Source organism: Rathayibacter agropyri (assembly GCF_013249015.1).
GTDB lineage: Bacteria > Actinomycetota > Actinomycetes > Actinomycetales > Microbacteriaceae > Rathayibacter > Rathayibacter agropyri.
The window spans coordinates 54309-67170 of the sequence record NZ_JABRPL010000005.1; the positions used below are offsets into that span (position 1 = coordinate 54309).

Genomic DNA, 12862 nt, shown 5'->3' on the forward strand with positions numbered 1-12862 from the left:
CTAGGCCGATCGTGCGCCGAGCGGGGCGGTACTCTCGCGACTCGCGTCGATCACGTCCTGCAGCTGCGCGCCCGAGCGCTGGTGGACGGCGAGGAACGCAGGCAACGTCAGACGAGGCTGGATGGCCGCTATGGTGATCCCCTCGTAGACGTGCTCGGTCTCGTAGGCGGCGAAGACCGGCGTCCACATCGGAGTGGGATGCGCCACTAGCTCGGCGAACGTTGCCTCGACGGTGCTGAAGCGCATTCCGGCCTCCAGGCCCATGCCGAGAGCAGCCAGCCCGCCGGAAAGCACGTCGTGCAGGGCAGGATTCACGTCCTGCGGGACGAGAGCGGCGGGGGAGCGGGCAAGGTCGGCGAGCTGAACCGCCTCCTGCGACGCGAGGGGATGATGTTCGGGCAGGGCGGCGACGATCTCGTCGTCCCAGACATGGTGCGCGATCAGCGAGCCGCGGACCCGCCCTCGAATGAATGCGGCGTCGAGATCACCGGCTTCGAGGAGGGCGGACCGCTCGCGGGGTGGTACGGAGATGGTCCGCACAGAGTGACCGGCATGCGCCAGCCGACGCAGGATGAAGGCGAGTCGGCGCCCCATGCCGAGACCGATGCCGAGGCGGAGGACGCGACCGGGGTGATCGAGGGTGCGTGCTCTCCCGATGAAGCATTCGGCGTCATGGAGGAGGGACCGACCGAGGGCCGCGAGTTCGCGCCCGGCGGAGGTGAGGCTAATCGCCCGACGGCTGCGGTCGAACAGCTCAACTCCGATCAGCCGCTCGAGCTTCTTGACCTGCTCGCTGACGACCGACGGGGCAAGCCGCAGATTCGCGGCGGCGCGACCGAAGTGCAGTTCGTCGGCAACGGTCACGAAGATCCGAACCTGGCGCAGTTCCAGCGGCATCGCCCACCTCTTTTCCTGATCATCGAGCGCAGACCATTCGGCTGCGACGATAGCTCGGTTCGTGAACTCGGTCTCGTTTGCGGCGCGATGCGACTCCACGATGGTGACGTCCCACTGACCCACGAGAACGGAACCTCCATTCATGAGCGTTGTAGCGATCATCGGAGACGGGAACGTCGGCGGCGCCCTCGCGGGCGCGGCGCGTCGGAGCGGTCACGATGTTCACCAGGTCACGCGGAAGACGGAGCGGGAGGTGGCAGCGAACGCACTGGCCGGCGCAGACCTGGTGGTTCTCGCGGTGCCCTACAGGGCGGCCCTCGAGATCGCGCCTGATCAGGTTGCGGCCCTCGCGGGGAAGACCGTCCTCGACGCCACGAATCCTCTCTCCCCGGACTTCAGCCGGCTCACGGTCGGCTTCAGCACGTCCGGCGGCGAGCAGATCGCGGCCCACCTCGGCCGGTCGAAAGTCGTCAAAGCGCTGAATGCGGTGCTCGCCCCGAACCACGACCCCGCTGGCTTCGAGGCCGGCTCGCTCTTCGTGCCGGTGGCCGGGGATGACGACGAGGCCAAGTCCACGGCGGTGCACTTCCTCGTTTCTCTGGGCTTCGACGCGGTCGACGTCGGGCCGCTTGAGACCGCCCGCTATATCGAGCCGTTCGCCGAGTTGCTGGTCCAGCTCGCCTACTTTAAGGGTGAAGGAACCGCGATTGGCGTCTCCCTGCTTCGGGCTTGATAACCGCGACGACGAGCTGCCGCGATGAACGTAGTCGATGGTCATTCGCCCGCGCCCAGCATCGCTACCACGTCGAATGCGGGAGCCGCGCCCCGCGTGGCGTGGCTCCCCTCGCTCACCGCTGTGCGTTTCCCTGCCGCACTCGCGGTGTTCGTCTTCCACGCGGCGCTTCCTCAGGCATCGTTCCTGGCTGGTTCTCCGCAGGTCGCGAGCGGCCTGTGGCGGGTTTCGGAGCATCTCGGAGCCGCCGCGGTGTCCTTCTTTTTCGTTCTCAGCGGGTTCGTGATCACCTGGTCGACGCGGCCCGGCGATCGAGTTGTGGACTTCTGGAGACGGCGCTTCGTCAAGATCCTCCCTGTGTACTGGGCCTGCGGGCTCATTGCGGTCCTGGTGACTCCGAGCGCGGCCCACCTCCTGCCCGGATTCCTTGTGATGGCGCAGGCGTGGTCGACCGATCCCGCCGTGTACTTTGGCCTCGATGCGCCGGGGTGGTCGCTCTGCGCCGAGGCGCTCTTCTACGCACTCTTCCCGCTCGCGCTGCGAGCGCGCCTCGGGTCGGCTGATCGCCGGTCGGTCATCATCGTTGCGGGTCTGGCACTGCTCGTCCTCGTCGGTACGGTGCTCCTCGCTCAGGCGTTGCCGGTCGGCGAGCCGATGGCGCACGATGCGTCGCTGCGCAGCGTCCAGTACTGGGTTCTGTACGTGGTCCCGGTGCTGAGGCTGCCGGAGTTCGTCCTTGGGATCTGCGCGGCGATCGCCGTGCGCGACGGCTGGTTCCGGCCCGGTTCCCCCGCTCTCCCCACGGTGGCACTCGTTCTCTCGTATGCCGTCGCGCTGTTCCTCCCGTCGCTCTGGTCGCAGAAGGCGGTCGTCGTTTTCCCCTGTGTATGGCTCATCGCCGCGTGGGCCGCCCGCGATGCGTATGGCCCACGCAAGTCGGACTCGGGATGGTTCCGGCGCCTCGGAGAGTGGTCCTTCGCGTTCTACCTCGTCCACCAGCCGATGCTCGTCCTCTTCGCCCGCGCTCCCCGTTCCTCCGACGCGGTCGAGTCGCTTCTCCTCCTCGCTGCCGCCGCGCTCGCGTCGGTGGCAGCCGCTGCGGCCCTTCACTACGGGCTCGAGAGGCCGCTGATGCGGCGCTGGGGCTCCCGGCAGCCGACCTGATCTTCCCTTGTGCCCAGGGTGTCCCCTCACCCGAAATCCCACCCCACCCAGGGTCCTCCCTACACCCAGGACCCGCCTCCCCACCCAGAAGGAACCATGAACCCGACCCTCCCCCTTGCCCGTCCCGCACTCGATCACCGCCGCCCAGCCGCCGTCCCCTCCGGCCTGATGCGGGTCATCGAACTCGTCGGCCCTGGCGATCTCCGTCCGGCCACTCGGCCGATCCCCTCGACTTCGGCCGATGGCGTTCTTCTGCGCACGCGTGCAGTCTCGCTCTGCTCCACTGACGTCTCCTTCTTCGAGGGACACCTTCATCCTGTCGACTACCCTGTCGTCCTCGGCCACGAGTACGTCGGGGAAGTCGTCGACGTAGGGCCGGAGCTCGCTAAGACAGAGGCTGTATCGATCGGGGATCGTCTCGTCTACTGGGGCCAGACCGACTTCGACGGGCTTGCCGAGTACCAGAGTGTGCGTCCGGTGTTCGCAGGCGAACGCAAAACCGACCAGTTCGCCACCAAACGCTCCTTCGTCGATGATCGGCGCGCGGCGGCGGTCGTTGTCCCCTCCACCCTTCCGGATATCGGCGCGTCGCTGATCGAGCCCACGACAGGGGTGCTCCGCTCTATCCTCGGAAACCCGCCGACCATCGGTGACCGGGTCCTGATATTGGGAGCTGGGCCCATCGGCATCATCGCCGGGAGCATTCTTCGGAAGATGTTCGCTGTCAGCGAGGTCGTGGTCCTCGATGCGAATCTCGCGAGGAACGCGCAGGCGACCGTGATCTTCGCCGATCGCGCGGTCACTTCCGCCGAACTCGCCGAGATCCGCGCCGACCACTTCGACTACGTCTTCGACACCCTTCCGACGATCCGCGTCGAGGGCGAGGAGGTCGATCCTCGGCGTCAGGCCATGAGCTGCCTGCGACCGCAGGGACGCTATGTCCTCTACGGCGCGTCGCAGGAGATGCAGAAGTTCGATACCTGGCTCCTCCTGGCCAAGGGCATCAGGATCGTCTCGTCGCCGTTCGACGTTCGCGCCTTCCCCATGTACCGCAGTGCCGCCGTCATTAGGGCGGCACTCGGGGCGATCACCTCCGGAATCGTTGACGTCGACTCGCTCGTCACTCGCGTCCATCCGTTCACAGACTTCGAGGGGCTGCGCGCGATCTTCGCCGACTACCGCACCACGACCGATCTGAAGATCGTCATCGACTTCTCCGGGTGACGCCTTCGCCCCCGCTCTCCTTCGCCCACCCGCTCTCCTTCGCGCGACACGTGCGACCCCGACCGCACTGGAAAGTCCCGCCGTGTCATCGTCCTACGAGTGGCTTCTCCGGGACGTCCGGTTGAACGGCAGCCGACGAGCGGATCGCACCGGCATCGGCACCCTGAGCGTCTTCGGTCGGCACCTCCGTTACAACCTCGCCGCCGGCTTCCCGCTGGTGACGACGAAGCGCGTGCACGTCCCCTCTCTTGCGCAAGAACTGTTCTGGTTCCTCCGCGGAGAGAAGAATGCCGGCTGGCTTCCGGGAACGGGGTGTGTCTATCTGGGACGAGTGGGCGGATGAGAGCGGGAATCTTGGGTCCATATACGGCGCGCAGCGGAGGCGATGGGAAACGAAGACAGGGGAGGCGTCGATCAGATCGCTCGAGCCGTCGAGCAGATCCGCTTCGACCCGAACTCGAGGAGGATCGTGGTCTCGGCCTGGAACGTCGGTGAGATCGACGAGAGGGTGCTGCTGCCGTGTCACGTCCTCTTCCAGTTCTCGGTCGACGCCGAGCGCCTCTCCTGCCACGTCTACCAGCGCAGTGCCGACCTGTTCCTCGGCGTGCCCTTCACACCTCGCGAGCTACGCGCTTCTCACCCACTTGGTCGCCGATCACCGCGCACTTGATGTCGGCGACCTCATCTGGACCGCGGGCGACTGCCACATTTACCTGAACCACCTGGAGCAGGTTGACGAGCAGCTCACTCGGCGGTCGTTTCCGCCGCCGGTCCTCACCCTTCGCAGACATCTGCTCGGACGTGACCAGGACGGACTCGATGATCTCGAGCTCCCGGGCTACCGCGCCCATCCTCGGCTCAGGGCGCCCGTCGCAGTAGGAGAGCGGGGACGAGGCGGAGGAAGCACTGCGAGGCGCTCCGGAGCGCGCAAATCACAGAGTTGAGCCGATACGACTCAACTCTTCGTCGGTCGACTTGACGCGACGGCTGGGATGACTAAACTTGAGCGCGTGGGACTCAACCCCCGCAGAGGTTTCGATTCACCAGTCAGTCAGTCAATCGACCGGCTTGCCGCTCGCGCGGCGGTCGATCGCGAAGGAGAGCAACGCATATGTCCCGTGCCGTAGGCATCGACCTGGGAACCACCAACTCGGTCGTGGCCGTCCTCGAGGGTGGCGAGCCGACTGTCATCGCGAACGCCGAGGGCTTCCGCACCACTCCGTCCGTCGTTGCGTTCGCCAAGGACGGGGAGGTGCTCGTCGGCGAGACCGCGAAGCGCCAGGCCGTCACCAACGTCGACCGAACCATCGCTTCCGTCAAGCGCCACATGGGTACCGACTGGACCTTCGGCGTGGAAGACAAGAAGTACACCCCGCAGGAGATTTCGGCTCGCATCCTGGGCAAGCTCAAGCGTGACGCTGAGCAGTACCTGGGCGACACGGTGACCGACGCGGTCATTACCGTTCCCGCGTACTTTAACGATGCTGAGCGCCAGGCCACGAAGGACGCCGGCGAGATCGCGGGCCTGAATGTCCTGCGCATCATCAACGAGCCGACCGCGGCCGCCCTTGCCTATGGACTCGACAAGGGCAAGGAAGACGAACTCATCCTTGTCTTCGACCTTGGTGGTGGAACTTTCGACGTCTCCCTCCTTGAGGTGGGCAAGGACGATGACTTTTCGACCATTCAGGTCCGTGCGACCTCCGGAGACAATCGCCTCGGCGGCGATGACTGGGACCAGCGCGTGGTCGACCACCTGGTCAAGCGCTTCAAGGACTCCACCGGAGTCGACGTCTCGAAGGACAAGATTGCCCGCCAGCGCCTGAAGGAGGCCGCGGAGCAGGCGAAGAAGGAGCTCTCCTCAAGCACCTCCACCAGCATCCAGCTGCCCTACCTCTCGCTCACCGAGAACGGCCCGGCGAACCTCGATGAGACGCTGACCCGCGCCAAGTTCGAGGAGCTCACCAGCGACCTGATCGAGCGCACCCGCAAGCCGTTCACCGACGTGATTGCCGAGGCGGGCGTGAAGGTCGACGATATCGCGCACGTCGTGCTCGTCGGTGGTTCCACCCGCATGCCTGCCGTGGCCGAACTTGTCAAGAAGCTCACCGGCGGTAAGGAGCCGAATAAGGGCGTCAATCCTGACGAGGTCGTCGCCGTCGGCGCCGCACTGCAGGCCGGCGTCCTGAAGGGCGAGCGCAAGGATGTCCTCCTGATCGACGTGACCCCGCTCTCGCTGGGCATCGAGACCAAGGGTGGCATCATGACGAAGCTCATCGAGCGCAACACCGCGATCCCGACCAAGCGCTCCGAGACCTTCACCACGGCCGACGACAACCAGCCGTCCGTCGCGATCCAGGTGTTCCAGGGCGAGCGCGAGTTCACCCGCGACAATAAGAACCTGGGCACTTTCGAGCTGACCGGCATCGCACCGGCCCCGCGTGGAATCCCGCAGGTCGAGGTCACGTTCGACATCGACGCCAACGGCATCGTGCACGTGTCGGCGAAGGACAAGGGCACCGGCAAGGAGCAGTCGATGACCATCACCGGCGGCTCGTCGCTGCCCAAGGAGGACATCGACCGCATGGTCCGCGAGGCCGAGGAGCACGCCGCCGAGGACAAGGCCCGCCGAGAGGCCGCCGAAATCCGCAACAACGCCGAGACTCTCGCGTACTCGGTCGACAAGCTCATCAAGGACAACGAGGACAAGCTGCCCGAGGACGTCAAGTCCGAAGTGCAGGGCGACGTCGATGCTCTGAAGACCGCGCTCGCCGGCGACGACGACGCAGCTGTCAAGACCGCATTTGACGCGCTCAACGCCTCGCAGACCAAGATCGGCCAGGCGATCTACTCGCAGGACCAGGCTGCGCAGAGCACCCCCGCCGATGCTCCGGCCGACGGTGGCAAGAAGAGCGACGAGGACATCGTCGACGCCGAGGTCATCGACGAGGACGAGCCGAAGGACACCAAGTAGTCATGGCAGCCGAGAACGAGCCCCAGGGCCTCCCCGAGGAGCAGCCGGCGACGGGCGGCGACGAGGAGGGGGCCGCAGCGGCGCAGGATGCCCAGGATCAGGAGGGCCTGATCGAGGCCGAGGGGCCTGACGTCGAGACCACCCTCTCGGATGCCGAGGGGCCTGACGTCGAGACCACCCTCTCGGATGCCGACCTTTCGTTCCTCTCGGGTCAGTCCAGCGCCGAGACGCTCGCGGCCGAGCACCTCGCCGACCTCCAGCGGGTGACCGCCGAGTACGCGAACTACCGCAAGCGCACGGAGTCGAATCGCCAGGTCGACAAGGAACGGGCGATCGGCGACGCCGTGAAGGTCATCCTTCCCGTGCTCGACGATCTGGACCGCGCCGAGAAGCATGGGGACCTCGCCGAGGGCGGGCCCTTCACGGCCATCGCGCAGAAGCTGCGCGGGGGAGTGGAGAAGCTTGGCCTGGTCAAGACAGGCGCGGTCGGCGACCTGTTCGACCCGAACATCCACGAGGCGATCTTCCAGCAGCCCACCCCCGGCGCCGAGACCTCCACGGTCGCGGACGTCGTCGAGTCCGGCTATTACCTCGGAGGCTCGCTGTTGCGTGCCGCCAAGGTGGTCGTGGCCGTTCCTGCCGACTGACCCGCTACCAGCATCACTGCGGAGGATCCCGCTTCGGTCGGCAGCACGCTGACGACCGAGGCGGGTCCTTCGGAGCATTTGACACAGGAAGAGGCACATGGCCAGCCAGGATTGGTTCGATAAGGACTTCTACAAGGTCCTCGGCGTATCCAAGGACGTCTCCGCGGCGGACCTCAAGAAGATTTACCGCAAGCTCGCCCGCCAGTTCCACCCCGACTCGAACCCGGGGGACGCGAAGGCCGAGGCGAGATTTAAGGAGATCAGCGAGGCGTACACCGTCCTCTCGGATGACGACCAGCGCAAGGAGTACGACCAGATCCGCGCGATGGGTGGCGGCGCGCGCTTCACCGCCGGCGGCCAGCCCGGAGGCTTCGACGACGTCTTCGGGGGAATGTTCGGCCAGGGCGGGCGCACCTCCTACAGCACTCAGCAGGGCCCGCCGCCCGGCTTCGAGGACATCCTCGGCGGTGTGTTCGGCGGCGGCTCCCGTTTCGGCCAGCCCAGCGGCGGCTACCGCGGCTTCGGCGGTCCGCAGAAGGGTGCCGACGTCACCGCCAGCACCACCATCGACTTCCGTACCGCGACCCGGGGCGACACCGTGCAGCTGCAGACCGGCGACGGACGCACGCTCTCGGTGCGCATCCCCGCCGGAGTGGCAGACGACCAGAAGATTCGCGTCCGCGGTAAGGGCCGCCCGAGCCCGGACGGCGGCGAACCCGGCGACCTCGTGCTCACCGTCTCGGTCCGCAAGCACCCCGTCTTTGAGCGCGACGGACTGAACCTGCGCGTCACGGTCCCGGTCACCTTCGTCGAGGCCGTTTTCGGTGCGACGATCGAGGTGCCGACCCTCGGCGGCGAGCCGGTCAGGCTACGGGTCGCCCCCGGTACGCCGAGCGGCCGGGTCCTGCGGGTCAAGGGCCGAGGAGTAACGACCTCGAAGGGCACCGGCGACCTGCTCGCAGTCCTCCAGGTCGCCGTCCCGAGCCATCTGTCCTCCGCCGCCCGCGAGGCGCTCGAGGCCTATGCGGCCGCCGAGCCAGACGAGGACCCGCGCGAGGACATTCTGGAGAAGGCCCGCTCCTAGCAGCGGGACGTCGGCGCGGTCGATTGGAGAGGTGAAGGCATGGATGAGAACACGCCCGTCTTCGCCATCGCTGTCGCCGCCGATCTCGCGGGCATGCACCCGCAGACGCTCCGCCAGTACGACCGTCTGGGCCTGGTGCGGCCGACACGCACGGCGGGCAAGTCGCGCCGCTACTCGATGCGCGATGTGGTGCAGCTGCGCGAGGTGGCGCGGCTCTCCTCCGAGGGGGTCTCCCTCGAGGGCATCGCACGGATTCTTCAGCTCGAGAACCAGGTGCAGTCGCTCTCCCACAGGGTGCGCGAGCTCGAGTCGGCGCTCGCGGATGAACTCCTCAACCGTCCGGGGCGGCGGGTGTTCGCCGCCGGTCTCGAGGGCGACGTGGTTACCCTCCGTCACGGGACGCGCGCGCAGCGCCGCACCGAGCTCGTCGTCTGGCGCCCGATCCAGCGATCCAGCGCCACCGAGACCGAGTCAACCTGATCCAGCGCTAGCCTGACGGAGCGCCGGTGCACCGTCATCGCGCCCGTTCCGAAGTCACGGGGCGGAGACAGGAGGACGACGTGGACCACGACAGCATTGACGAGCGGGAGCCGCACTCGGAATCGGATATCGTCCCGGAGGGGAGCGACGACCTCGATCCGCAGACGGGCGCCGCGGATGCGACAGATGCAGAGCAGATGGCCGAAGGCCCCTCCGGTCACGTTTCCGCTCAAGTTTCCGAGGTCTTCGAGGCGGGCGATTTCGCCGAGACTGGCGAGACGGCAGACACCACGGAAACCACCGATGTCGCGGAGAATCGCGAGGCCGCGGAGAATGACGAGTCTGCAGAGGCCGTCGAGACCGCGGAGCACGACCAGACCGTGAAGACTGCGGAGTCTGCGGACGTTGCGGAGAACGACGAGACCGCGGAAAACGCGGACGTTGCGGAGAACGACGATGAGTCTGCGGAGATTTCGGACGCGGAGAACGACGTGGAGACTGCAGAGACCGCGGACGTTGCGGGCGCCGCCGAGACCGCGGAAGCCGACGAGACCGGCCCCGGCGACTCCAATGACGCTGCCCACTCGGCCGAGCCTGACGAAGTGCGACGCACCCCCGTCACGCCCGACAACGGCTATAGCCGTGAGTCTTACGCAATTCACGCGACTCGCAGCGAGCTCCCACTCTTCAACGACGCGCTCAACGGTGGTCGTAGCGACGTCCGATGGCTCTCGTCGCTCTCGAGCATGCTCGGCGGTTCGAAGGGCCCGGTCGGATCCGCGGAGGGAGCCGCCGCGGTTGCGCACGCCGCGATCGATCGTCGACGCTCCACGGGCGAGCAGTCCGATCCCGCCTCCTGAGTCGGCGGTAGCCAGCCGGCTCCTGCGAGTCGCGGCTCGGTGGTCCCGCCTCTCGGACTGCTGAGTCGCCGTCAGTCGTGGGTGGGCGTACGGATGAGTTGTGTGCTGCCCAGCGGGATGCCGCCAAGGCGCCCGCCACTGAGGTAGTGCAGGATCTCGGAGCCGAATGGCACGGCTCGCGTCAGCGAGCCTCCGTCGACCCGCTCTTCGTCGGTGTAGCCGAGCATCATGTACAACCCGATGACAGCAATCGCGGCGATTGTGGCGACGCGGGCGGGGATCTGATCCATCGTCCCGCCGCCGCCGCCGCCGTCGATGGGCTCGCCGACTGTGACGCAGATGAGGAAGATCGAGGCGTAGACGGCCAGGTGGACGTGTGCGCTCCGCCACGGCCGCGACAGGGCCGCGATCGGGAGAACCCACAGCGCATACCACGGGTGAATCGCGGTCGACGCGGTAATGAATGCCAGCAATGCGCCGGACAGTCGGGCGAGCGGATCGATCGCCCGCCGGGAGAGCATCAGCCGTGCGGTGACGATTCCTGCGAGACCAAGTGCCAGCAGTTTCACGAGAGCGATCGCGGCGGCTGGATCGTGTCCGGACATCTCAACGGCGGTGGAAGTGACCACAGAGACAAACGACATCGGCGCGAACCAGTGCAGGATCGAGCCGGGGACGACCATCGCGCTGACCCAGCCGATCCCGACGCCAGCGAACAATCCGATAGCGACGACGAGCCCGAGAGCAGCTGCGCCCGTCCACATCCAGGCACGTACGCGCTCACGAAGCGGCGCGTCGTGGCGGAGCCACAGTAGCGCCAGCACTGGCAGGGCGATGATGGCGATTGGCTTGATCGCGATGGCCCCCGCCATCAGCACAACGGCAGCGATCCGGCGGTCGGTCTGTGCGTAGTAAAGCGAGGCCAGGATAAGGGCCAGCATGACGGAGTCATTGTGTCCGGCGACGATGAACAACACCAGCGTGAGCGGATTGGCGATCACGGTCCATGCGATCAGCGGAATCGAGAGACCGCGCAGACGGGCCAGACGGAGGACGTAGACGGCGAGGACGACGACTCCCGCGACAGACACGGTACGCAGCATCGCGATCGAGAGTTCGGGTGAGCCGAAACCCGCGAGTTGCACGGCGGTGCGCTCGATGAGCAGGTAGAGCGGACCGTACGGCGTCGGAGTGTTGGCCCAGAGCGGATCGACGCCGAGGATGAACCAGCCGGGAAGCGTCGCCACTCCGTTCGTGTACGGGTTGATCCCCTGCGTCATCAACCTCCCCTGCGCGACGTAGGAGAACATGTCGTGGCTGAACAGCGGCACGGTCACGAGCAGCGGGGCCGCCCACACGAATGCCGCCACGATGATTGCACGTAGTGCACCCGGACCAGCCGCGAGGGCGACCGTGCGCAGCCGCAACCAGGCGACCAGGAGCAGCAACGCGCCGCCGATCGCGAGCGCGGCGCTCAATTCGACCAGCCAGCCGGTCCCTCGGATCGACGCGATGAGCGGCCAATCCCGGATCGGGGAGTCGTGCGGCAGGTAGCCGGCCCCGAGTGAACCGAACAGGATCGTCAAGGAGCCGAGAAGACCGGTAGCGAGAGGAGCGACGCCAATGAGGCGGAGTTGGACACCGCGTGTCCGCTCCGCCGTGCCGGTCATCTCCGACTGCTCGATCGTGCCCCGTGAAGCCATTCCGTCTACGCTAGGCGTTCTTGCTCGAAAGCGCATGGACAGGCGATGAACGAATGATCAGCTGACGCGCAGGTGGTACCGGGCCTCGCGGTGCAGGGCTCTCGACATGCAGGGTTTCGATCACGGCGCGGCGGGCTCCGGAGCGGGCTCGGCGAAGCGGAGCTGATTGCCGAACGGGTCGATCACGTCGAGAGTGAATCCGAACGGCGAGCGCGTAATGCGCGGATTCAGATACGGGTAGGACTTGGCGTCGAGTTCGGCGTGCAGCTCCCGGACACCGCGGAGAGCCACGTGCACGGCCGCGCCGGGACTGCCATCACGGTGGTGCTCGCTGAGGTGCAGGCGCAGACCCGAGCGCGAAACCTGGAGGTACAGCGGCGAATCCGGTGTCGCGCGGTGCTCCCAGTCGACATCGAAGCCGAGGTAGTCGACGTAGAACTCGCCTGCCTTCTCGACGGAGAAGATGCGCAGGATCGGCACCGCCGCCTCCAGCTGTACAGGTTCGAGCCGTCCGGGCTCGTCGGACGCCGACCGGTACCGCGCGCGTCGTCTCGTCTCCACTCCCTGAGGCTAGCGGCACTGGCATCGCCGTGACACAGACAGCGTCAGTCGACGAGTCCGAGGGCGCGGAGACGTTCCAGCGTCGCCACTCCGGCGGGCGGGCAGCGGTGTGCGTCCTCGCCGTCGATCCAGTGCAGCGAGTCGATCTCGCCGCTCGGGTGCGGCTCCCTGGCGAGTTCGGCGGCGAACACCGTCATCCAGACTTCACGCCCCTCGGGCTCGCCGTGGGCCTGCGTGCGGATCGTGAACAGCTCCCTCAGGCCGAGCGTCGACGCGCCGAGCTCTTCCCGCGCCTCGCGGTCCGCCGCCTGAGCCGAGGTTTCACCCGGATCAACCTTTCCGCCCGGGAGGTACAGCACATCGCGGCCACGCGCGGTGACCATGAGCACCCGCCGGTCGCGAAGGACGGCGACGGCCGAGACGACGATCGGAGGGAAGGGGAGCATCCGCTTATTCTGCCCGCCGCCACGGGCAGTTCGGTGCTGCGAGGCCACGGCTAGCATGGGGGCACATGAGAAGGACGCGCGCAGCCGGC

12 protein-coding genes and 1 pseudogene are annotated in these 12862 nt (G+C 67.0%); 9 read left to right on the top strand and 4 right to left on the bottom strand.

What is annotated here, in order from left to right:
• On the bottom strand, positions 1-1020 hold the full coding sequence (locus HRF29_RS12220) for a LysR family transcriptional regulator (RefSeq protein WP_173249117.1): 1020 nt from the start codon (positions 1018-1020) through the stop codon (positions 1-3).
• A 19-nt stretch (positions 1021-1039) separates the two neighbouring features.
• Here HRF29_RS12220 and HRF29_RS12225 point away from each other — a divergent pair, with 19 nt between their 5' ends.
• The 9 genes and pseudogenes from HRF29_RS12225 (at position 1040) to HRF29_RS12265 (ending at position 10063) form a co-directional block, all read left to right on the top strand.
• A complete protein-coding gene (locus HRF29_RS12225; protein WP_173249118.1) occupies positions 1040-1630 on the top strand; it encodes an NADPH-dependent F420 reductase in 591 nt (196 codons plus the stop codon).
• Positions 1631-1654: 24 nt separating this feature from the next.
• The gene (locus HRF29_RS12230; protein ID WP_173249119.1) at positions 1655-2794 is read left to right on the top strand and encodes an acyltransferase family protein; all 1140 of its coding nucleotides are present in this window, start codon (positions 1655-1657) and stop codon (positions 2792-2794) included.
• A 96-nt stretch (positions 2795-2890) separates the two neighbouring features.
• Complete coding sequence (locus tag HRF29_RS12235) at positions 2891-4018, top strand: zinc-dependent alcohol dehydrogenase (RefSeq protein ID WP_222929648.1); 1128 nt, start codon at positions 2891-2893, stop codon at positions 4016-4018.
• Between the two features lie 67 nt (positions 4019-4085).
• Positions 4086-4896: pseudogene (locus tag HRF29_RS12240) on the top strand (thymidylate synthase); the annotation flags it as partial.
• Between the two features lie 233 nt (positions 4897-5129).
• A complete protein-coding gene (gene dnaK / locus HRF29_RS12245; RefSeq protein ID WP_173249120.1) occupies positions 5130-6992 on the top strand; it encodes a molecular chaperone DnaK in 1863 nt (620 codons plus the stop codon).
• A gap of 2 nt (positions 6993-6994) precedes the next feature.
• The gene (locus tag HRF29_RS12250) at positions 6995-7639 is read left to right on the top strand and encodes a nucleotide exchange factor GrpE (RefSeq protein WP_173249121.1); all 645 of its coding nucleotides are present in this window, start codon (positions 6995-6997) and stop codon (positions 7637-7639) included.
• A 97-nt stretch (positions 7640-7736) separates the two neighbouring features.
• Positions 7737-8723, top strand: a complete 987-nt coding sequence (locus HRF29_RS12255; protein WP_173249122.1) for a DnaJ C-terminal domain-containing protein — start codon at positions 7737-7739, stop codon at positions 8721-8723.
• Positions 8724-8762: 39 nt separating this feature from the next.
• Complete coding sequence (locus tag HRF29_RS12260) at positions 8763-9203, top strand: heat shock protein transcriptional repressor HspR (RefSeq protein ID WP_173249123.1); 441 nt, start codon at positions 8763-8765, stop codon at positions 9201-9203.
• Positions 9204-9283: 80 nt separating this feature from the next.
• On the top strand, positions 9284-10063 hold the full coding sequence (locus tag HRF29_RS12265) for a prolipoprotein diacylglyceryl transferase (protein ID WP_173249124.1): 780 nt from the start codon (positions 9284-9286) through the stop codon (positions 10061-10063).
• Between the two features lie 71 nt (positions 10064-10134).
• Here the strand turns inward: HRF29_RS12265 and mptB are convergent, their stop codons facing one another.
• From mptB to HRF29_RS12280, 3 genes are all read right to left on the bottom strand, one after another.
• Positions 10135-11766, bottom strand: a complete 1632-nt coding sequence (gene mptB / locus HRF29_RS12270; protein WP_173249125.1) for a polyprenol phosphomannose-dependent alpha 1,6 mannosyltransferase MptB — start codon at positions 11764-11766, stop codon at positions 10135-10137.
• A gap of 120 nt (positions 11767-11886) precedes the next feature.
• Positions 11887-12327, bottom strand: a complete 441-nt coding sequence (locus HRF29_RS12275) for a glyoxalase superfamily protein (protein ID WP_222929649.1) — start codon at positions 12325-12327, stop codon at positions 11887-11889.
• Positions 12328-12371: 44 nt separating this feature from the next.
• Positions 12372-12773, bottom strand: coding sequence for an NUDIX hydrolase (locus HRF29_RS12280; protein WP_173249126.1), 402 nt, complete (start codon positions 12771-12773; stop codon positions 12372-12374).
• Positions 12774-12862: the final 89 nt, after the last annotated feature.

Excerpts from the sequence above, each read along its gene's own strand:
- HRF29_RS12225 (WP_173249118.1), top strand. The coding sequence starts at position 1,040 with ATGAGCGTTGTAGCGATCATCGGAGACGGGAACGTCGGCGGCGCCCTC.
- HRF29_RS12230 (WP_173249119.1), top strand. The coding sequence starts at position 1,655 with ATGAACGTAGTCGATGGTCATTCGCCCGCGCCCAGCATCGCTACCACG.
- HRF29_RS12235 (WP_222929648.1), top strand. The coding sequence starts at position 2,891 with ATGAACCCGACCCTCCCCCTTGCCCGTCCCGCACTCGATCACCGCCGC.
- dnaK (WP_173249120.1), top strand. The coding sequence starts at position 5,130 with ATGTCCCGTGCCGTAGGCATCGACCTGGGAACCACCAACTCGGTCGTG.
- HRF29_RS12250 (WP_173249121.1), top strand. The coding sequence starts at position 6,995 with ATGGCAGCCGAGAACGAGCCCCAGGGCCTCCCCGAGGAGCAGCCGGCG.
- HRF29_RS12255 (WP_173249122.1), top strand. The coding sequence starts at position 7,737 with ATGGCCAGCCAGGATTGGTTCGATAAGGACTTCTACAAGGTCCTCGGC.
- HRF29_RS12260 (WP_173249123.1), top strand. The coding sequence starts at position 8,763 with ATGGATGAGAACACGCCCGTCTTCGCCATCGCTGTCGCCGCCGATCTC.
- mptB (WP_173249125.1), bottom strand. The coding sequence starts at position 11,766 with ATGGCTTCACGGGGCACGATCGAGCAGTCGGAGATGACCGGCACGGCG.
- HRF29_RS12280 (WP_173249126.1), bottom strand. The coding sequence starts at position 12,773 with ATGCTCCCCTTCCCTCCGATCGTCGTCTCGGCCGTCGCCGTCCTTCGC.